This window comes from Streptomyces sp. NPDC001843 (assembly GCF_042891955.1).
In the GTDB taxonomy this organism is placed as follows: Bacteria; Actinomycetota; Actinomycetes; order Streptomycetales; family Streptomycetaceae; genus Streptomyces.
In genome coordinates this window covers 1-18,160 of sequence record NZ_JBIATQ010000034.1, presented here as the reverse complement: position 1 = coordinate 18,160, position 18,160 = coordinate 1, and the positions used below count along the sequence as shown (strand labels likewise).

Genomic DNA, 18,160 nt, shown 5'->3' with positions numbered 1-18,160 from the left:
GGTCACACTGGCGGCGACGCCACCAACACCGAGCCCGGATCAGCCATTACCGCCGCCGCGGCCACCGACCCCCGTAACTGCGGCTGCAGTATTAAGCGGGTCAGCTTTACCGGGCATGGCGCCCTGCGGTCCCCCTTCGCGGTCACCGACCTCGCCGCGGCATCGTTCGCCGCGGCCGGCCTGGCCCTCAGCGATCTCCTGGACACGGCCGGCCGTGGGGGGCAGCAGGTCCGCGTCGACCGAACGCTTGCCAGCGGCTGGTTCGATCTGCCGGTCGGCCCTTCCCTGCCTCTCGACGGCTCGGCAGGGCAGGGCATTCCGCACAAGTGGATGAGCGAGTTCCAGACAGCCGACGACCGATGGCTGCGCGTGCAGGCGACGTTTCCGACCCTGCGCTCGCGTATCGCCCGAGCCCTTGGAACAGCGGAGGAGCCGAGCCAGTTCGAGTCCGAGATCCGCAAGCACACGGCCGAGGATGTTGAGCGATTCCTGGTGAATGAGGGCGCCGCCGTCGCGATCAGCCGCACCGTAGAAGAATGGCAACACCACCCTCAGGGCCGTGCTGTGGCTGCGGAACCCGTCGTCCACATCCAGACCGGGGGCGTAGCCAGTGACCACTGGCGGCCGACACACGGCCGTCCGCTGGCCGGCATCCGCGTGCTCGACCTCACCCGGGTCATCTCCGGGCCCATGGCAACCCGCTTCCTCGCGGCCTGCGGCGCCGAGGTGCTGCGTCTCGACCGTCCAGGCTCGGACGAGAGCAGCGGCGTGTTCGGGCGGGGCAGTGACGTCATGCTCGGCAAGCGCTGGGCACTTCTCGACTTGCACACCGAGGACGGGCACGCTCGCTTCCTCAGTCTCCTGGCAGAGGCGGACGTCCTCGTGCACGGATACCGCCCCGGCGCTCTGGACAGCCTCGTCGCCCCGGAGATCCGGGCCGTCGTACGCCCCGGCCTGGTGGAAGTGGCGCTCAACGCCTACGGCTGGACCGGCCCGTGGAAGAACCGCAGGGGTTTCGATACCCTCGTCCAGTTCAGCAGCGGCCTCGCCGACGCCACGACGGCCTGGGCCCTCGCCGACCCGGAGCACCGCACACCGATCAACGCGCTCGGCCGACTCGTCGACGCCGACCGGCCCCGGCACCTGCCCGTCGAGGCACTCGACTTCGCGACCGGATACCAGATCGCCGCGGCCGCCATCCGGGGACTGACCCGCCGAGTGACGACCGGCGAAGGCTCCGTCTCCCGTCTCTCGCTCGCCCGGACCGCGGCGATGCTGATCGACGAGGGTCACGTGCCAGAGGAACCGGAGATCCGCCTACCCCTCGACGGACCTTTCGGGGACCGCATCTTCGCCAGCGGACACGGTCCGGTCAGGCGGCTCGGATTCCCCGTGACGATCGAGGAGAACCCCCTCTTCTGGGAGCGGCCCTTCGAGGCGGCAGGCTCGTCCACGCCGACGTGGTCCACCAGGACCTGACTGTTGTGGTGCATCTCGCGGCAGACACCTTGGTGAAGCGTGCCTGCATCCGCACGGCGCGAGTGGGGACAACGGCCATTCGTTTGCGCTCTGATCAACAACCTTGCTAGGTCTTCGCCGGTGCAGGGAGGCCATCGGCGGTTTGTGTGGCTGAGATCTATCGCTCAGCTTGATTCTGTCGGGGATCTTGGAGTTCCTCGGTGCGGCAGCGTGATCAACTGGCATGCTCGGGGAGTTCACCGACCGATGCAGTATCCAGAGCCGTCCACCAGGTGACGGGACGGCCTACCGAGGTAGCTTGGCTGTGCGCTCGGGGTGGGCGGCGCTGACGTAGCGCATGGCGGTCTGCTCGGTGATGCCGAACAGCCGTATCAGCTTGAGGGGGTCGGCGCTTTCCATCGCCTCGTTGAGGATCCGGTCCTGGCGCAGGCCGGCCAGCGTCAGGCCCTTGGGGAGGGCCGCGCGCAGCGTGCCGATACTGACGGCCGGGTGGTCGGGATCGACAGCGGTCTTCTGGCTGACCAGCAGGTGGGGGTTGGTCGAGGCGGGCCACCGCAGGTGGCGGTAGGTCGTCCAGTCGGCGGCGAGTTGGTGGGTGAGCGCCTCCAGGTAGAGGGTGTGCCGCAGCAACCCGCGCTGTACTTCGAGGGTGCCGCGGGAGAGGTCGAGGCCCGTGGTGTGCAGTGTTCGGATCTCGTGTCCGGGCAGTGCGTGGATGGAGGCCAAGGCGACGACGAGGCGGCCGAGCGGCGTTGTCGCCTGGTCGAGGAGCCCCATCAGGACGTCGGAGGGGATGGACTTCGGGACCCCCTTGAGATCGCCGACCGGGAGGTCCCGGGCGGGGTTGCGGAAGATCACTCGTTCGCGTTTGAGCGCGCGGAACAGGCTGCGCAGGGCTATGGCCAGTCCTCGGCGGGCGTAGCCGGACAGGCCCTCCACGGCGTTCTCGACGTGGTCCTTGATGATTTCCCTCAGTGAGTTCACGCCGGCCGTCGTGGTCCACGCGGTGAGAGTGGGCTGAAGCGTGGTGAGGTAGCGGCGGATGCCGTCGTAGCCGCGGGGCTCGCCTTCGCGGCGGCCCTGCTCGCGCATGACTTTCACCCAGGTGCCCACCTCGCTCGCGACCGGCTCCGGCAGGGCGGTGAGGGTCGACTCGATCCACACCAGATCCGCGTTCCGATGCAGGTCGGGTTCCTCCACCAGCAGGCCGCGGTCGCGCAGGAACTGGCAGACTGGCTTGGCGGCGAGGTTCACGTCGATCCGGGTCAGGTCGTGCACGTCGCGTTCGAAGACGGCCGTCTCGGCGCCGAGCCAGTACAGGAGGATCGTGAGCGTGCGGGTGTTCTTCCGGTAGTTCGGCCGCTGCCCCGGTCGATAGCGGGTGAACTCCTCAAGCAAGAACTGGGCGCTCTCGGTCAGCGGCGGCTCGCCCGAAGGCATGCTCCGCAGCCGGGCCAGCACCGGGGTCCAGTCGCGCCGACTGGTGAACAGCGTTTCCTGTCCGCGGCTCGTGTGCAGAGCGGGCCGTTGCTCGTCGTAGTCGGGCGCCTGGCCGTCGCCGACCGGGAGCGCCTCGAACGGCCCGCCCTTGCCAGTCAGCAGGGCGATCACCAGTTGCGTGAACCGCCGGGAAGCCGGGCGGGCTTGGTCGATGAGGCGGTAGGGGTGGCAGCTGCGGCAACGGTCGTCGCGCAGGGCCAGTCCGTCGCGACCGCAGCGGCAGCACTGGCCTCGCCCCGCCCGTTCCCGCCAGTGCCTACACGGATCACAGACAAATCCCGCCCGTCGGCCTGTGGGGAGCCAGGCGTAGCAGTCGGCGCACTGGCGGGGCGCCGGGGGCGGCAGCGGCGTCGGAGTGGTGATGTACGGGGTACGAGCGGGCTGATCTGAGACGGAGAACCGCATGGGCTCGGGCGCCTCGTCCAAGAGCCCGGCCTTCAACAGGATCAGGCGGACCGCGTCCCCGTTGGTCGGCAGGTCCCGCAGCATGGCCTCCGGCAGCCGCTCGGCGCCCTCGGCCTCACGCACGGCCAGGGCGAGGCGGACCATCTCGGCGACCTTGTAGCGCCAGCCCGCGGTCAACCCGTGCTCGGCTTCCATCGCCTCGATCACGGGCTGGGCCTGCTCCCATCCAGCGACCGGCCGGCCGACGATTGCACTGACCGTGGCGTCGCCCAGCACGCGGGGCATGGTGAAGAGCGGGACCTGACCGTGGCAGCATCGCGGGTGGTCGGCAGGCCCAGTTCGCGGCGGGCGCGGGCACCCAATTTCTGGACGCGTCGCTGCTGCGCCACGCCAACAACCTGGAATCCTCCTCACTTACGAGGGCACGAGCGAGATCCATAACCCTGGTCGTCGGCCAGGCCATGAGCGCCCGGGCGGCCTACCGCTGACACTGCGAGCCGCCCCGAGGTGTGCAGAGTCAGGTGGGCACATCCGTGTGCGTGGCTGACATGAAAGTGCCTTCTTTCGCCCCGCCCAGCAGTGACTGATGATGGGGTTACGCACAAAACGTAACTACGGAAAGCGATCACAATCATGTCCGCTGAGAACAAGAAAATCGTCACTCATTTCTACGACCAGCTGTTCAGCCACGGGAACAACGAGGTGATCGACGAGCTCGTCGGCACGACGTATACCAACCACAACCCGCAGGGGGTCGACGGCCCCGCGGGAATCAAGAACTTCATCACCTTCTTCAGGAACACCTTTCCGCACCGCACGAAGACCACCCACCGGGTCCTGGCCGAAGGCGACCTGGTCCTGCTGCACACCGAGTCCGCGCCAGCACCTGGCGCAACCCCCAGCGTGGTCGTCGACATATACCGGGTCGAGGACGGCAAGATCGTCGAGCACTGGGACGTCATCCAGCAGGTCCCGGACACCATCGTGGGCGGCCACGACCTGTTCACCACCATCAGCGAGCCAGCGGTCAACCAGCCCGACCCGGACGCGGACGCCGCGGAGAGCAAGAAGGTCGTGACGGCGCTGTTCCATGAGATCGCTGTCGAGAAGGACCCGTCCGCGTTCGAGCGGTACGCCGTCGACCCGTTCTACGAGCACAACCCGCAGCACGCCGATGGCGTCGCCGCCGCCAAGGAGCTGTTCACCGGACTGTTCGCCTCGAACCCGGAGGTGACGATCGACGTCAAGCGGGTCATCGCCGAGGGTGACTACGTCGCCGTCCACCACCACCTCAAGCTCAACCCGGACGACCGCGGCTTTTCCTGCATTGAGTTCTTCCGTGTCCGCGACGGAAAGATCGTCGAGCACTGGGACGCCGTCCAGCCGGTCCCGGAGACCGCTGCCAACGACAACACCATGTTCTGACCGCACAACGACGTTTCCCAGGCACAGGCGCTGCCCCGAGCCGCTTCGAGCGGGAACGGTGCCCGCCGCTGTGTGGACCGCGTCCCGGCGTCCTCACCCGGTCATCCGCTCGCGAGTGAGTCTGACTTCGGGTTGTGATCGATGTACTCGGTTCCGACGAACTTGTCGATGACGGTGAGGTTGCCGTGACGGAACAGCTCCTTTGATTGCAGGCGGTGTTGTGGTCCGCCGAGCACTCATGGACCGGATCATCTCTCGTGAGCAACCACATCATCAGTTGCCAGAGGCAGAATGATCGTGGGTGAGGGTGAGGGGCAGGGTGAGCGAAGCGGAGCCCCGGTGGCTGGACGCCGAGGAACAGTCGACCTGGCTTGCACTGACCGGCGTGCTGGTCCGGCTGCCGGCCGTCGCTCGACGCCCAGCTTCAACGCGACGCCGGGGCCAGCCACTTCGAGTACCAAGTGCTCGCGGGGCTCTCCATGACCCCGGACCGGACACTGCAGATGAGCGAACTCGCAGACTTCGCCGTCGGCTCCAGGGTCCGGCGCATGCGCGATCCGGCCAACGGCCGCTGCACCCTCGCGGTTCTCACCGACGCCGGCTGGGAGGAGGTCCAGGCCACCGCACCGGGCCGTGTCGCCGAGGTGCGCCGCCTGGTGTTCGACCCGTGACCAAGGCCCACCAGCGGCAACTGCGCGAGGCGGGCCGCCGTATCCACCACACCATCGATCCCGACGCCCCCTGGCCGGGCGGCGGTTGACGAACCAGAGAGGGCCCCGATGTCTTCTGTCCTCACCCCCGCGACACCCGGTGGCGCTTACGACGCCTTCCTGCCCGAGGCCCTGTCCCGCGCTCGTACCCAGCGGGAGTGGACCCCGGCCGACGGCCAGCTGCCCGCCCTCTACCTTAGCCACGGCGCGCCTCCGACCTTCGACGACGGCCCCTGGCTGGGCCAGCTCTTCGACTGGGCGCAGTCCCTGCCCAAGCCGAAGGCGATCCTGATCATCTCCGCACACTGGGAGGACGCTCCGATCGCCATATCCAGCTCCGCCGCGGGCACCCCGCTGGTCTACGACTTTGGCGGCTTCCACCCGCGCTACTACCAGATGCGCTACGACACCCCCGACGCGACGGCACTCGCCCGGCGCATCGCCGCCACCATGCCCGACGGCGAGTCCCTCTACCAGCACCCCTCCCGCGGCCTCGACCACGGCGCCTGGGTTCCGCTGATGGTTATGTATCCGGTGGCCGACATCCCAGTCCTGCAGATGTCCATGCCCAGCCAGGAACCCTCCCGCCTGATGGCCCTCGGCCGGCGCCTCGCCTCCCTGCGTGAGGAGGGCGTCCTCGTCATCGGCTCGGGGTTCATGACACACGGCCTGCCCTTCCTCACCCGGGAGATGTTCACCGAGGGAGTCGTGCCCGCCTGGTCCTCCGACTTCGACGCCTGGGCGGCTGACGCGCTGGCCCGCGGTGACGTCGACGAACTCGCCGCCTACGCGACCCGGGCGCCCGGGATGCCGTACGCCCATCCCACCCCGGATCACTTCCTGCCCATCTTCATCACCCTGGGCAGCGCCACCGACCCGGAAGCACCCGCTCAGACGGCCATCGACGGCTTCACGATGGGCTGCGCCAAGCGCTCCTTCACGCTGAACTAACGGGGACTCATATAGCTGGCCCACGCCAGGGCGACGCCGAAGTCCAGGAGGGGGCGGCCGGGTCCTGCCTCGTCGAGCACGCGTCCGACGGGCTCGCTGTCATCGACGAGGACGGCCGGTTCGTCCAGGTCAAAGAGGCGGGGGTCGCCCTGTGCGCGTCCCCGGCCGAGGATCTGATCGGCATGGGCGTAACTGTGTCCGACGAGGACGACATCGTGGGCGTCGTGCGCCTCCAGGAGTGCGACGACGTCCTGGACTTGCGTGGACAGCCCCACCTGCGGGCTCAGCAGGTGGACGCGGTCGCTGACGCCGGTGAGGCGGGGGCGTACACCTCGTGCCTGACTGCGCGCAGGGCGGGCGCCACGCGCTGCCGGCCCCAGCCGCCGTGCCGGGCGCCACGAAGGAGGACGAACGTGCTCATGGTGCCGCCTTCTGCTCGTCGTCACCGCACGCTGTTACGCCGGTGAAGGGATCGACGGTAGGAAGCGGCAGGCGGCTTCGGTGACACGTGAATGACCGGATCCGGGCGGAGGTTCGTTCCGCCCCCTACGTCATCTGTCGCGAGTGGCCTGGATCAAGCGGGCGCCGCCACGGAATCGACCCCCGCGGCCACGGCGTCGTCGTGGCCGGCGCGTGCCTGGCGGATGTCGTCGCGGTGAGCCACGGCCCATTCGTGGAGCGCGGTGATCGGGGCGAGCAAGGTGCGGCCCAGTTCGGTGAGTTCGTAGTCGACGCGCGGCGGCACGGTGGCGTAAGCCGTGCGGCTGACCAGACCGTCGCGAACCAGCTGGCGCAGGGTCAGGGTCAGCATCCGCTGGCTGATCCCGTCGATCTCGCGATGCAGTTCGTTGAACCGGTGGGTGCGCTGCCCGAGCCGCACAACGATCAGACTGCTCCACTTGTCACCGACCCGGTCGAGCACCTCACGGATCGGGCAGGCCTTGTCGAGAGGGTCGGGCACGGGCACAACGCTGTTCGCGGCTGACATGGAAGTGCCTCCTTACGTCTTCCTCGATGGTCACCCATCATGGGGTTACGCACAAGAGGTAACTCTGCGGCCCCTGCCCGGCCCGGCTTGGCCGATGCGCCGCCGCGACCAGGGCGGTCACCCGTACCGCTGTCACACCCGGCCAATCCGTCGAAGACGGTCCTGGGCCCGTTCGGTGTCCTGGACGCCGAGGCCGAGGACCCGCCGTCCTGGCTGTATCACTCTCGGAGGGAGTCCTTTCGAGGTGACTGAGACCTGTATAGCCTGAATCCGTCCTGGTCAGCGGTGCTGGCGTGGGTGGTCGGTGGCGTACTCGTGCTGGTCGAAGGCGGGAGGCTGGAGTGTAGATCGTCTGACACGTCCCGGATGGGGTTCTTGGCTTCGTCCGTGTTCGGCGGGGCTCCTACGGTTCCCCGAGGGTGTCTGGCCGTTGGGGAGGGAAGGCGTGTCGCCGCTGGAGAAGATCGCAGGTCGCCGGGCTGAGCTGGACGAGCTTGCCGAGTCGCTGGCCAAGCAGTTGGCCGAGGTGGACGCCGAGCGTGAGGAACTCGCGGTCGCGGAGCGGGTGCTGCGCCGGCTGTATGAACAGGAGGCCGAGGCCGCCGGACAGGACGCCGGTTTGCCGCAGCAGGTGCAGGTCGCGGGCCGGTCGGTTTTGAAGGTGCCGCACCGCCGGGAGGTGGTGGATGCGTCCGCGCTGCCGGGCGACTACCGGCGGATGCTGCAGATTGTGCGGGCCGCGGGCGGTCCGGTGATGGTCAAGGACGTCGGCGCCGAGCTGGGCATCGACGTGGTGGTGCCGGGCCGGCTGGAGCCGCTGCGCGGCAAGCTGTCGAAGCTGGCGGCCCGGGGCTGGCTGCACAAGCTGCCGAACGGCACCTTCACTATCCGGGCGTGAATCTCCCACCACGGCCCCGTAACTGAGCGGCCCCCGGCCCTGGTTGATGAAGTTTGCCTACAAAATCCATCCCGGCCGGGGAGCACAGTGAACTTGTCTACCAGTGCCGGCTGGAGCTGTCCACACAGACCCTCACCTTCCTGACCGGGCTGCTGTCCGCCCACCTGAAGAAGATCCGCTCGCGATGGCGCAAGCGTCCAGCCGGGCGGATCGCGGTGATCGTGCTGGCCGCGCTGCGGCATGACCAGCGACTTGCCGACCTCGCCAGCGGCAACGACCTCTCGCGCACCACCGTGGACCGGTGGCTGAAGGAGATGATCGACCTTCTGGCCGCGCGGGCCCCAAGGCTGGAGCGGGTGCTGGCGAAAATCGCCCGGGAGGGTGGCAGCGTCGTCCTGATCGACGGCTCGCTGATACCCACCCAGCGTCGCACCGGCCACCCGATGAAATGCCGCTGGTCGGCCAAGCACAAACGGCACGGGCTGCTGGTCATCGCCCTGACCGATGTCAAGGGGCGGCTGCTGTGGACCTCCACCGCCCGACCCGCGCGCGGCTCGGAGATCACCGCCTGCCGCCACGACGACCTGGTCGGCCGACTCCGCGCTGCCGGCCTCGCCGCGATCGCCGACCTCGGCTTCGTCGGCCTCGACGGTGGTGGCGACGACAGCAGCGACCCGGCGGTCATCACCGGCTACAAGAAGCCCAAGGGCAAGAAGCTCCCGCCCGCGAAGAAGCAGGTCAACCAGCTGATCGCCGCAGCACGAGCCGTCTGCGAACACGCCTTCGCACACCTGAAGAACTGGCGCGTACTGACCCGGCTCCGCCTCGACGTGAAGTGGGCTACCCGACTCGTCCGCGCGCTGATGGTCCTCAACTGGCACGAGATCGCCCGCTGACCGACGATCTTCACCGCAGACAACCGCGGCCGACCAGCACGAGCATGACCTCACCCACCCACGCCACCCCCGTGACCTGCACGTTCAAGTTGAACACAACTCACTGAACGTGACCGCCTCACGTCCGGACTCGCCAACTACCGTTCAACAGACCCGCCAACAAGGAGTCAACCGAACGGCCCCCACCTGGCTCTTCGGGAGCCCAGCCTCGCCATCTATCGATCAAAGTCACAGGCGCTGTAACGGCGATCGCTAGTTGGCCCCTCGGATCCGTTGTTGGCCCTGATGTGGGCCTTTGATGGCTGAGGTAGCGCCGATGGAGGGGTATCTGTCACCGGCAAATGGGGTGCGGCCGCGTGCGCCTCAGCGATCTGGCTCATGCCGGGACCACGCGCTGGCGCCCGCAGAAGCTTCAAGCGCAGCCGTCCTCACCCGTTGCGGGCGATGCCAAAAATGCCAGAGCCGGTCTCACCATGGGGCATGCCTGGAGCGGGCGAGCCCATCCGCTACGAGTTCCGTGTCCGCGGCCCGGTCCGGGAGAACGCCCCGGAGTTCCCGAGCTGGACGCCGTGATGCTGGGCGGCCAGACGGTCTTCTACGGCACCGTCATCGATGAAGCGCATCTGTTCGGCCTGCTGGCCCGCTTCCGCATGCTGGGGCTGCGCCGGGGATCGACACGCGCACCGTGTTGCGCGTCGGTTCCGCAGCGGCCCGGCGTGGATATGAACCCGCCTGCGCCGGGTGCCGGCCCACCATGACCCGGCGATGGCATGTGAGGTTTTCTTAGCCCAGCGGTGACGTTGAGGATGCGATATGGGGGCACAGGAATCCGGCACGGTCTATGCGGGTGTCCGGCAGGAGGAACCAGTGGCCGGTCATGAGGTCTACGCCGTCAGCGCATTGTCGGCGGTGGCGGCGATCCTTTTCGCGCGATGGTGTCTGTCGGGCCGCAGCAGCCACCCGCACACTGCCGCTGTGTCCCGTCGCGCCTCACGTCGGACGGCATTGAGGGATGTCCGGGGCACGGTTTCCACCGCGTCCCAAGCCGGACAGGGCCTGCCGACGGACGCGCTGTGCGATCAGCGGGCGGTGCGGGAGGCCGAAAACCTCGTGCACGGCTACTGGCACCGGATCAGTCCCCTCTACCTGTCCCAGCACGATCGCCATCAGCACTGAACTGCCGAGCCCGACCACACCCCGAGTAGGTCGGCCTGCTGCCTGACCATGGTGGCGCGCGCCCCGATCTTGCGCGTGTCGGTCAGTTGCTGAGTGCGTCGCGAAGGGTTTCGCGGCAGTCGATGAGGGTGTCGACGCCGACGATCTGCAGCGTGCGCATCACGGCCTCGGTCGGTGCGGCCAGGCGTATCCAGCCGCCGGCCTCCGCGAGGGTGCGGTAGGCGGTGATGAGGACGTTGATGCCGGTGGAGTCCATGAAGGTGACCTGGTGCATGTCGATGACGATGCAGGGCTGGGGAAGGTAGGGGGCGTCCAGGGCCTGACGGAGCAGTTCGACGGTGTCGTGGTCGATCTCGCCGGCCACGGTGATCACGCGGATGCCGTCGGTGGCGGTGGAGGCGACCGACAGCTGGCCTGGCTGCGCGGCTTGCTCGGTGTCCGGCGTCTCTCCCTCGGGCATGTCGCTGATCCTGGCACACCCGAGAGGTTGATCCATAATGCTGCCCTGTCCAGTGCGGGTAATGCCTTGGCGACCAGGGCGTAAAGCGTGTACCGCGCATGCGTGGGTACGCGCGGGGACGTGGATGGGGCAGGGGATACGGGCCGTGATGGAAGCGTTCTCGGTGGGTGAGGACAGTGCGGTGCCGGATGAGCAGGCCTTCCAGGCCACGGTGGCCCTGGAAGGCGACGGCACGTGCATCGCGCGGGCCCGCCACCTCGCCGCCCATTTCCTCACCCGCGTGCAGGCCGAGCACGGCCTTCCGGTCTCACAGCGGGCCATGGACCTGACCCAGCTGGTGGTCAGCGAACTGGTGACCAACGCCCTCAAGTACGCGCCAGGCCCGGTGCTGCTGGATCTGCGCATCACCGGTGAGGCGGTGGAGGTCGCGGTGTGGGACGGCGATCCCGTGCTGCCGGTGGCGAGGGCCGCCGACGCCGCACGGGTGGGGCAGCACGGCCTGGAGATCGTGATGGCTGTGGCCCAGGGCTTCGAGGCGCAGCGGGAGCCGGTCGGCAAGCGCATCACCGCCCGCATCGCCCTCCTGGACGACCCCGACGGCACCATCCCAGGTCAGCGGACCTTATAGAAACGCCCGCGACCGCCCTCCAGTCACAGGCCGGGGCGCTCGGCGGCACGGCGAGCCAGTGCCGCGCGCAGTTTCCCGATAAGGACATCGGGCAGCGCCGCGCCCTGACCGTGCTTGAGGACCTCTTCAGCGACCTGGGAGAGTTTGATGTTGGTGTGCTGGGAGACCTCCCGCAGCACCGTGAAGCCGTCGCACGGGGGAATCTGCCCCAGAACGGTCAGGACGCCGATGGCCTGGTCGACAACGGCATGCGAGGCGAGCGCCTGCTGCAACTGCCGGTTGTCCGCCCGCACCCTCTCCAGCTCCGTCGCTAGTTCATCGGCCGACGCCGGCGTGGGCTGCGGGTGGGGATCGGCGGATGAGGACAAGGCTGATCAGTCTCGTGCGGCTTCGCGGGATGCCGGCTGGCCGCTCCTGCGGGAGCTTCGGCGGGTGATGCGCCTGGTCATGAGCGTGATCGCGGCCCAGGTGATCAGCGATTCGGAGTGCTGGATGAGCCGTTCGTAGTCGCGTGCATGCCGGCGGGCGTGCATGACCCAGGCGTGTGAGCGTTCGACAACCCAGCGCGCAGCGACTGACCGCCGATCACATCCCCCATCGCCCGGAAAGCGTCCTCCATCTCTCGCAGGCAGACGTCGACGCGCTCGGCCGGACGAAGCGCGGAATCGAATGCAAACCGCGCTTCGGAAATGACCTATCGTCGTGCGGCAGCCTGCTGCAGGTGGCGACTCACGTCGCCGACGAGGCGGATGTCGACGTGTCGCTCGACGAAACGCCACTGCCCGCCGCGGCGCTCGAAGCGGTCGCGGTACCGACCGGCGGCGACGGGCTGCAGCGGCAGGTCGGGTAGCGCCTGCAGCACGGTGACGTAGGAACGTGCGACCGCCGTGCCGGTCTGTTCCTCGATCTCGATGGCGATATTGGAGGTGACGTGCTGGGTTCGCGGCGTGCCGTCGGCATAGACGATCAGCGTGTCCTGGAACATCTTCTCGATCGCTTCCCTGCCGCTCACCGGCGTGCCGCTGCCGACGAAAGTGGCGTCCGCGAGCAGGAGACCGAGCCCGGCGAAATCGCCGTCGTCCACGAGCTCTGCGTAACGTGCGAGCAGGTTCTCGACAGCTCGGTAGCTCGATACCAGGTCGGCGGCCATGGCGGAGGATGAGGACACTGTCTGTCTCCAAGTACGAGGGGCGATCCTCGGCATGTGCTGCCCATGATGGCAACGACAGGGCTGTGAGGTTTCCGGCGAAGTACCCGGAGGCGGCCTGCGCCTTCAGCCAGGTCTCGGCGGCGGGCGCGTACGCGGGGAAGCCGGGGGCCCGCGAGGAGGATCAAGGTCTATGGCTGGAGGTCGCGCTGGTACCAGATGCCTGGCTTGCCGCCGAGATCGGCCGCGGAGGAAGGGCCAACCGGGACGAACCCGGCCTTCGTCAAGACTCTTCGGGACGCGGCGTTGTCATGGGGAGGTGGCCGCCCGCAGTGTGCGCAGCCCGTGCCGCGCTGCCGCGATCCGGCACAGCTCCCGGACGGTCGCGGTCGCCACGCCGTGGCCGGCGACCTGCTCCGCGACTCGATAGCCGAGGTTGGCAGTGCCGTCCTCCAAGTCGTACACGTTGAACCTGCCCAGAACCGAGCCATCATCGGCGACGAGCACGTAGAAAGCGCAGCTGCCAGCTTCCTGCTCTGCCAGCAAGGCGTCGTACCCGTCGAGGAACTGGTCGAAGAAGTCGTCGTCGCGGTCGGAGATCGAGGCAGCAATGTAGGTGCGGTTCAACAGCTCGAAGGCCAAAACCGCCGGGGCGCGGCCGGCGTGCAGCCGCTTCAGCTCGGGGATTGCCCGACTCTACCCAGATCGTGCGCTGAGGCCACCTGAGTTTCCGTCAGCGGCAGACAGCCCCAGGACCAGGGCGCATAACGATCTACGGCTGGAATACCAGCTCTTGCGACGTATCTTCCTTGCGAGGAGGGCACGGAAGGTTCGCGCGGGCCGTCCGGTGAGACGCTGGATGGTGCCGGTGAGGCGGTCCGCCGCGCCCTCGGCGACAGCCCGGGCGACAGGTTGCGGAAGGCGGCCGACCTGCACGCAGTCAAATGACTGATGTACCGGATGCGGACGTTCAGCACAGTGGGGCGTGGGCGCGAATTCTCCGTCCGTTTGACCCAGAGACTGCACAGAAAGGTTTCGAAGAGTGCGACTGCATGCCCGGGCTAACCACGGAGGGTGGCGCGGCCTCCTGGCCTTCGCCCTAGCGTCACTGATCGCCTTCGCCCTCGCCCTGACGACGGGGGCGGGTCCGGCTTCGGCGGCCGTCGGACCCAACCAGATCACCCACGTCTACATGAACCTCGCCAATCAGGGGAGCCAGTCGCAGCAGAACCAGTACCAGGGTCTGATAGACAGCCTCCGGCAGGCGTCGTCGCAGTTCACGGGTTCGTATCGCGGGAACACCCGCATCACCCAGTACAGCGACCAGGGGCTCATCCGGCTGAGCCTGCACGTCACCGCTTCCAACACCGAGACGAGCCTGTGGATCGACCCCAGCGACCTTTATGTTCTCGGATTCTCGAACCAGTGGAACCAGACCTGGCAGTTCAATGACAACAGGATCAATCTGGGCACGCGACTCGCTCAGAGCGGTTTCACGACCAACGGCAATGTCCAGACACTCTTCTTCGGCGGCGCCTACACGAGTCTCCCTGCCTCCGCCGGCGTGAACCGCAGCAACTTCCAGCACGACTACTCCGACATCATCGGAGCCGTGGAGCAGCTGGCGCATGTCACGAACCCGACCGGGGGCCAGGCCAACGGAAGTGACCAACAATGGACGGCACGGTCGCTGTTGCTCCTGATCCAGGCCACCTCCGAGGCGGCACGTTTCTACGACATCAACGGAGTGTTCAGGACCACCATGCTCGGCGCCTACGGCTCCAGGGGACTGACCGCGTACCAGCAAAACCTCGAAAACGCCTGGAGCGCCGCTTCGGCTTTCGGCTACAACCTCACCAACTACGGGTCCGCCACGCCTATCACCACGACCGGCGGAATCTCCTGGAACCAGTGGAGCGACGTGGCTTCCCGCATCGCGATCATGCTGTACCGCATCACCGCGGTCCCCGATCAGGGAAACTCCGGCGACTGGAGCCATGACGAGCTCTGATGCCGGGCGCTGCCCAGGGGGGCGGGGCCTCGGCTCGTGGGCCGCGGCCCGCCTCTCCGGTATCGCGCGCCGGACGGCCGCGGTCCCGTCGACCGCTCGGGCGACGCGCGCCGTCTGCGAAAATCGAAGGCGTTCTCGGAGCGCCCGATGCGGTGCTCGTCGGCCAACAGGAGCACGCACAGTGTCGCCACAGCACGAAGCCGCCTCTTCCTCCGGGGGGCGCAAGTGCCCCTCCGCAAGGGCCCGTCCTCGGCGCAGGGCCGCGAGCGTGCCGCGTCCGCAGGGCAGGGCCGGGAGGGCGTCGCCGCCGACCGGGGCCGCCGGGCCCAGCGGGCCGGGAAGGGCCGACAGCCGGCAAGGCCGGGCCGGCCCACGAGGCCCAGGAGAGCAGGGCGCCCCAAGACCGCAAGGCGCTCCAGAACCGCGAGTCTGCTCAGGACCGCAAGGACCTGCAGGCCGACTGCGCCAACTGCTTCGGTCTGTGCTGCGTGGCACTGCCCTTCGCCCGCTCCGCCGACTTTGCCGTCAACTCGCCGTTGGCGGTGTCATTGGTCTCGCCACCTTGCGCACCGACTCCTGCAGCGCGGCCATCAGGTCCAGGACCTGGCCCTGCTTCTTTTGGGCTTTGGTGTCTCAGGCAGCGGTTTGTCCTCCCGCTTGGACTCAATGATCTTGGCTAGGGCTTTGGTGTGGGAGTCGCGGGACTCCTCGTAAGTCGCTTACGGTCACGCCGAATTCGCGTTTCAGAGCTCTGCCCAGGTGTTTCGGATCGTGCACTCCCCACTTGGCCGCGATCGCGGCCGTGGAGATGTCGGAGCAGGCCGGGGCCATGAGGTCTAGACGGATCCGCAGCAGGCGTTCATGCCGGACCCAAGCGGCGAACGTCAGGTCGCTGCCTTTGAAGAGGGAGTGGAGGTGACGGACGGAGATACGGTGCAGGCGCGCGACACGCTCCGCACTAAGATGGGGATCGCTCAGGTGGGCCAGCACGTAGGTCCGGATGCGGTCGGCGAGACAACTGGTGACAGAGGTTCGCTCGGGGCTCGTGTCGGCGAACGCTGCGAGCAGGAGCGCGGTGAGAGCGTCGGCCAGATGCGCACGAGCCGCATCGTCCTGGACGGCGCCGCCGTCGACTGTGGACAGTGCGTGACCGAGGAGCCCACCGATCCCGTCCTGCACTGATATGGGGCGTGCGGTGCGCTTGCTGATGGAGTCCACGTGCCTGCCGAGACTTGCACGCGGTATGCACAGCACGGTCATGTCACTGGGGCCCGCACCGACGAGCCGGTAGGGCCTGGTGCTGTCGCAGGCGAACAACTCGCCCGGCTTGACGGTCGCGATCCGGTCGTCCTGGACCGCGGTGAGCGGACCGTGGTGCTGGAGGTTGAAGTGCATCCACTCCACATCGCTTGAGGTGATGCTCCGAGCGTCCCGAGTCACCGTCGCGGCAGTGGCGTTGATGTGAGCGATGATCACGGGGCCGATGACCGCGTGGCTGACCACAGCTTCGAAACCCGGAGGGTCCGCGTCGCGGACCCGCAGTGGCGCGAACAAGGCTGAGGCGACCGTCTCGAACGCCTCCGTTCCTCGTAACCGGGATCCTCCACGGACTGTCATGACGATCTGCCTCCTTGGCTGTCCAGCTTGAACGGGCACTGCGTCCCGGGATGGTGCACTGTGCACGAACTGGGGTGCCTCGGTGCACGTATTGGTGCCTGTGAGCCGCGACTTGCTCCTACGCTCATCAACAGCGGCGCACATGGCCGGTCGTTCCGGCAAGGAGCGACATGAGGCACTGTGCCGCGAACTCACCATGCAGACAGCTCAGTTCGTTAGACGCGGCTCGCGTCGGGCGAGTTGCGTGCGGGAACCGGAATTGAGGGGAGGCCGTCGATATGCGCCGGAGACGAGCCCGATTCGAGGTGTGCATCATGCGGGCCCCTCCGGCCGGTTTGGTCACGGTCATGCGCCCCAGCGCGCCTGTGTCTGCGTACAAGCGTCTCGGCGGTAGGCGCAGAAGACCAGAGCTTCCGCGTCCAGGGAGCTTGTCCTGGCCACGGCGTTAGCCCAGCGGTCACTACGCATAGCACCGACCAACGCGTTCCCAGGTCGCGTGCAAGTGCGGTGCCTACGCCTTCTTACCGACAGGGAAGGTGAATGATGATCAAACGTGCCGTGGGCAGGGGCCTCGCCGGACTCGTTGCCGCCGTCTGCCTGCTCAACGTCACCCCAGGTGCCGGCCACGCCGAGCAGGCAGACGTCACCAGACCGGGCGGTGTCGCTGCGTCGGCAGGCGTTGCCGGGCCATCGGCCGCGGCACTGTCGGCGGCCGTCGCGCCCAGTTATTACGTCGTTCCGTACAAGGACGCCGACGTCCTCAGCCTTCCGGGCAAACGCGGGGTCCACGTCGCCACACTGACTGCGGGCAGGCCCTATCCAGCCTGGTGCTGGGTTGTCGGCGAGACGGTGGTCGATCACGGGTTCAGCAGCAACATCTGGATCGTCTTTGCCGATGGCTACGTCAGCGCCCTCTACTTCGACGGGGGAGAGCACGGGGGCCTGCCGCCCGAAGCCCGCTGCTGACGACCTGCAACTCGACTGTGCAAGGCAGCGTTCAAGAGTCCCACCGAACGGGCGTCCGCGGCCAGTCGACTTGTGTGCAACGTCCAGAGAACAAAAGCAACTGCCTCTAGCGCGCCTTGCGTTGCGACACAAATCAAGGAGAAGTCATGCGTCCTCGTTTCCTCACATCGGCCATGCTCGCGGCCCTGGCTACGGCGGGGCTCATGGTCACCGCCCCCCAAGCTCTGGCCGCCCCACAGGTGCCCCATTCGCCGGCCTCGGCGTCCACGTACAACCTCACGACCGTCATCGACCAGTGGACCCACTGGAGCCCGGACGCGAACACCTCGTCCCACGCGGGCACCCTCTACCGCGGCACCAGCTACTTCTACTGCTGGACGTATGGCGCCACCTACTCCAACAACGGCCACACAGACAACGTGTGGCTCAGGACCGACGACGACACCAGGAACTATGGTGTTTACGTGAGCGACGTCAACCTCGACCTTTGGGGTTGGCAGCACGACCAGCAGGTACTGCCGCAGTGCTAAGACCCCTGTTTCGCAACCGGCCATGTGGCTGGATTGTCGCACCGATGCCGTAATGCCAAGACCACGGCGCAGAGCCTGTCACGCCCGGCCTGTCCGGACTGGATCCGTCCCTCAACGCCCCCTTGGCGGGCGGGGAGGGGCGGTGACCTGCGGGCGACCGAGGGGCGGCTTCTGAAGTCCCCTGAGCCCCCTCAGCGGACTCGGTCGTATATGAGGGCCAGCGCACCCTCGATCTCGCCCTCGGACACCTCCACCGGTGGGGGTGTCGGCGTAGGACCTAATACTGCAGCCGCAGTTGCCGTGACCGGCGGTCCGGACTCTCGTTGGACTGTGCATGGGTGGGGACGTCACGATTGACGAGGTGCACCGCTGG

The 18,160-nt window shown here is 67.7% G+C and carries 19 protein-coding genes and 4 pseudogenes; 13 read left to right on the top strand and 10 right to left on the bottom strand.

Annotated elements, in window-relative coordinates; genetic code table 11:
- On the top strand, positions 1-1,479 hold a 1,479-nt coding region (locus ACFYZQ_RS39985; RefSeq protein ID WP_389159192.1), incomplete at its 5' end, for a CoA transferase.
- Between the two features lie 285 nt (positions 1,480-1,764).
- Here ACFYZQ_RS39985 and ACFYZQ_RS39980 read toward each other — a convergent pair.
- Positions 1,765-3,669, bottom strand: a complete 1,905-nt coding sequence (locus ACFYZQ_RS39980) for a hypothetical protein (RefSeq protein WP_389159190.1) — start codon at positions 3,667-3,669, stop codon at positions 1,765-1,767.
- A 348-nt stretch (positions 3,670-4,017) separates the two neighbouring features.
- Here ACFYZQ_RS39980 and ACFYZQ_RS39975 point away from each other — a divergent pair, with 348 nt between their 5' ends.
- The 3 genes from ACFYZQ_RS39975 (at position 4,018) to ACFYZQ_RS39965 (ending at position 6,470) form a co-directional block, all read left to right on the top strand.
- Positions 4,018-4,809 carry a nuclear transport factor 2 family protein gene (locus tag ACFYZQ_RS39975; protein ID WP_389159188.1) on the top strand — a complete coding sequence of 264 codons (792 nt, stop codon included), beginning with the start codon at positions 4,018-4,020 and terminating at the stop codon, positions 4,807-4,809.
- Positions 4,810-5,312: 503 nt separating this feature from the next.
- Positions 5,313-5,480 (top strand): hypothetical protein, encoded by a 168-nt coding sequence (locus ACFYZQ_RS39970; RefSeq protein WP_389159186.1) that lies wholly within the window; start codon positions 5,313-5,315, stop codon positions 5,478-5,480.
- Between the two features lie 108 nt (positions 5,481-5,588).
- On the top strand, positions 5,589-6,470 hold the full coding sequence (locus ACFYZQ_RS39965) for a dioxygenase (RefSeq protein ID WP_389159184.1): 882 nt from the start codon (positions 5,589-5,591) through the stop codon (positions 6,468-6,470).
- Here ACFYZQ_RS39965 and ACFYZQ_RS39960 read toward each other — a convergent pair.
- The 3 genes from ACFYZQ_RS39960 to ACFYZQ_RS39950 all read right to left on the bottom strand — a co-directional run bounded on the left by ACFYZQ_RS39960 (position 6,467) and on the right by ACFYZQ_RS39950 (position 7,458).
- On the bottom strand, positions 6,467-6,745 hold the full coding sequence (locus ACFYZQ_RS39960; protein ID WP_389159183.1) for a hypothetical protein: 279 nt from the start codon (positions 6,743-6,745) through the stop codon (positions 6,467-6,469). The genes ACFYZQ_RS39965 and ACFYZQ_RS39960 overlap by 4 nt on opposite strands.
- A gap of 8 nt (positions 6,746-6,753) precedes the next feature.
- Positions 6,754-6,891: a hypothetical protein gene (locus ACFYZQ_RS39955; protein WP_389159181.1), complete on the bottom strand. Its 138-nt coding sequence runs from the start codon at positions 6,889-6,891 to the stop codon at positions 6,754-6,756.
- A gap of 153 nt (positions 6,892-7,044) precedes the next feature.
- Complete coding sequence (locus ACFYZQ_RS39950; protein WP_389159179.1) at positions 7,045-7,458, bottom strand: winged helix-turn-helix transcriptional regulator; 414 nt, start codon at positions 7,456-7,458, stop codon at positions 7,045-7,047.
- Between the two features lie 445 nt (positions 7,459-7,903).
- Between ACFYZQ_RS39950 and ACFYZQ_RS39945 the strand changes: the two genes are divergently transcribed.
- The 4 genes and pseudogenes from ACFYZQ_RS39945 to ACFYZQ_RS39930 all read left to right on the top strand — a co-directional run bounded on the left by ACFYZQ_RS39945 (position 7,904) and on the right by ACFYZQ_RS39930 (position 10,428).
- A complete protein-coding gene (locus ACFYZQ_RS39945) occupies positions 7,904-8,356 on the top strand; it encodes a hypothetical protein (RefSeq protein WP_389159177.1) in 453 nt (150 codons plus the stop codon).
- A gap of 53 nt (positions 8,357-8,409) precedes the next feature.
- Positions 8,410-9,252, top strand: a complete 843-nt coding sequence (locus ACFYZQ_RS39940; RefSeq protein ID WP_389159175.1) for a transposase family protein — start codon at positions 8,410-8,412, stop codon at positions 9,250-9,252.
- A 501-nt stretch (positions 9,253-9,753) separates the two neighbouring features.
- Positions 9,754-10,010: pseudogene (locus tag ACFYZQ_RS39935) on the top strand (hypothetical protein).
- Between the two features lie 55 nt (positions 10,011-10,065).
- Complete coding sequence (locus tag ACFYZQ_RS39930; RefSeq protein WP_389159173.1) at positions 10,066-10,428, top strand: hypothetical protein; 363 nt, start codon at positions 10,066-10,068, stop codon at positions 10,426-10,428.
- Positions 10,429-10,510: 82 nt separating this feature from the next.
- Here ACFYZQ_RS39930 and ACFYZQ_RS39925 read toward each other — a convergent pair whose 3' ends face one another.
- Positions 10,511-10,888, bottom strand: coding sequence for an STAS domain-containing protein (locus tag ACFYZQ_RS39925; RefSeq protein ID WP_389159171.1), 378 nt, complete (start codon positions 10,886-10,888; stop codon positions 10,511-10,513).
- A gap of 148 nt (positions 10,889-11,036) precedes the next feature.
- Here ACFYZQ_RS39925 and ACFYZQ_RS39920 point away from each other — a divergent pair, with 148 nt between their 5' ends.
- Positions 11,037-11,516 carry an ATP-binding protein gene (locus ACFYZQ_RS39920; RefSeq protein WP_389159194.1) on the top strand — a complete coding sequence of 160 codons (480 nt, stop codon included), beginning with the start codon at positions 11,037-11,039 and terminating at the stop codon, positions 11,514-11,516.
- A gap of 23 nt (positions 11,517-11,539) precedes the next feature.
- Here ACFYZQ_RS39920 and ACFYZQ_RS39915 read toward each other — a convergent pair whose 3' ends face one another.
- The 4 genes and pseudogenes from ACFYZQ_RS39915 to ACFYZQ_RS39900 form a co-directional block, all read right to left on the bottom strand.
- Positions 11,540-11,884, bottom strand: a complete 345-nt coding sequence (locus tag ACFYZQ_RS39915; RefSeq protein WP_389159169.1) for an ANTAR domain-containing protein — start codon at positions 11,882-11,884, stop codon at positions 11,540-11,542.
- 60 nt (positions 11,885-11,944) lie between these two features.
- A pseudogene (locus tag ACFYZQ_RS39910) lies at positions 11,945-12,082 on the bottom strand (IS5/IS1182 family transposase); the annotation flags it as partial.
- Between the two features lie 128 nt (positions 12,083-12,210).
- The gene (locus ACFYZQ_RS39905) at positions 12,211-12,666 is read right to left on the bottom strand and encodes a nuclear transport factor 2 family protein (RefSeq protein WP_389159167.1); all 456 of its coding nucleotides are present in this window, start codon (positions 12,664-12,666) and stop codon (positions 12,211-12,213) included.
- Positions 12,667-12,854: 188 nt separating this feature from the next.
- Positions 12,855-13,350: pseudogene (locus ACFYZQ_RS39900) on the bottom strand (GNAT family N-acetyltransferase).
- A gap of 355 nt (positions 13,351-13,705) precedes the next feature.
- On the opposite strand from ACFYZQ_RS39900, the gene ACFYZQ_RS39895 reads away from it, so the two are divergent.
- Together ACFYZQ_RS39895 and ACFYZQ_RS39890 are read left to right on the top strand one after the other, a co-directional pair.
- Positions 13,706-14,674, top strand: coding sequence for a ribosome-inactivating family protein (locus ACFYZQ_RS39895; protein ID WP_389159165.1), 969 nt, complete (start codon positions 13,706-13,708; stop codon positions 14,672-14,674).
- 449 nt (positions 14,675-15,123) lie between these two features.
- Positions 15,124-15,210 (top strand): annotated as a pseudogene (locus ACFYZQ_RS39890) (pentapeptide repeat-containing protein); the annotation flags it as partial.
- A gap of 127 nt (positions 15,211-15,337) precedes the next feature.
- On the opposite strand, the gene ACFYZQ_RS39885 reads toward ACFYZQ_RS39890, so the two are convergent.
- On the bottom strand, positions 15,338-16,291 hold the full coding sequence (locus tag ACFYZQ_RS39885; protein WP_389159163.1) for a helix-turn-helix domain-containing protein: 954 nt from the start codon (positions 16,289-16,291) through the stop codon (positions 15,338-15,340).
- Between the two features lie 540 nt (positions 16,292-16,831).
- Here ACFYZQ_RS39885 and ACFYZQ_RS39880 point away from each other — a divergent pair.
- Positions 16,832-17,257 (top strand): SH3 domain-containing protein, encoded by a 426-nt coding sequence (locus ACFYZQ_RS39880; protein ID WP_389159161.1) that lies wholly within the window; start codon positions 16,832-16,834, stop codon positions 17,255-17,257.
- Positions 17,258-17,403: 146 nt separating this feature from the next.
- Positions 17,404-17,787: a hypothetical protein gene (locus ACFYZQ_RS39875; protein WP_389159159.1), complete on the top strand. Its 384-nt coding sequence runs from the start codon at positions 17,404-17,406 to the stop codon at positions 17,785-17,787.
- Positions 17,788-18,160: the final 373 nt, after the last annotated feature.

What these genes read in the sequence shown, in the direction of transcription:
- ACFYZQ_RS39980 (WP_389159190.1), bottom strand. Translation starts at nt 3,669, where the DNA reads ATGCCCCGCGTGCTGGGCGACGCCACGGTCAGTGCAATCGTCGGCCGG.
- ACFYZQ_RS39975 (WP_389159188.1), top strand. Translation starts at nt 4,018, where the DNA reads ATGTCCGCTGAGAACAAGAAAATCGTCACTCATTTCTACGACCAGCTG.
- ACFYZQ_RS39970 (WP_389159186.1), top strand. Translation starts at nt 5,313, where the DNA reads ATGAGCGAACTCGCAGACTTCGCCGTCGGCTCCAGGGTCCGGCGCATG.
- ACFYZQ_RS39965 (WP_389159184.1), top strand. Translation starts at nt 5,589, where the DNA reads ATGTCTTCTGTCCTCACCCCCGCGACACCCGGTGGCGCTTACGACGCC.
- ACFYZQ_RS39955 (WP_389159181.1), bottom strand. Translation starts at nt 6,891, where the DNA reads ATGAGCACGTTCGTCCTCCTTCGTGGCGCCCGGCACGGCGGCTGGGGC.
- ACFYZQ_RS39950 (WP_389159179.1), bottom strand. Translation starts at nt 7,458, where the DNA reads ATGTCAGCCGCGAACAGCGTTGTGCCCGTGCCCGACCCTCTCGACAAG.
- ACFYZQ_RS39930 (WP_389159173.1), top strand. Translation starts at nt 10,066, where the DNA reads ATGGGGGCACAGGAATCCGGCACGGTCTATGCGGGTGTCCGGCAGGAG.
- ACFYZQ_RS39925 (WP_389159171.1), bottom strand. Translation starts at nt 10,888, where the DNA reads ATGCCCGAGGGAGAGACGCCGGACACCGAGCAAGCCGCGCAGCCAGGC.
- ACFYZQ_RS39920 (WP_389159194.1), top strand. Translation starts at nt 11,037, where the DNA reads ATGGAAGCGTTCTCGGTGGGTGAGGACAGTGCGGTGCCGGATGAGCAG.
- ACFYZQ_RS39905 (WP_389159167.1), bottom strand. Translation starts at nt 12,666, where the DNA reads ATGGCCGCCGACCTGGTATCGAGCTACCGAGCTGTCGAGAACCTGCTC.
- ACFYZQ_RS39885 (WP_389159163.1), bottom strand. Translation starts at nt 16,291, where the DNA reads ATGACAGTCCGTGGAGGATCCCGGTTACGAGGAACGGAGGCGTTCGAG.
- ACFYZQ_RS39880 (WP_389159161.1), top strand. Translation starts at nt 16,832, where the DNA reads ATGATGATCAAACGTGCCGTGGGCAGGGGCCTCGCCGGACTCGTTGCC.
- ACFYZQ_RS39875 (WP_389159159.1), top strand. Translation starts at nt 17,404, where the DNA reads ATGCGTCCTCGTTTCCTCACATCGGCCATGCTCGCGGCCCTGGCTACG.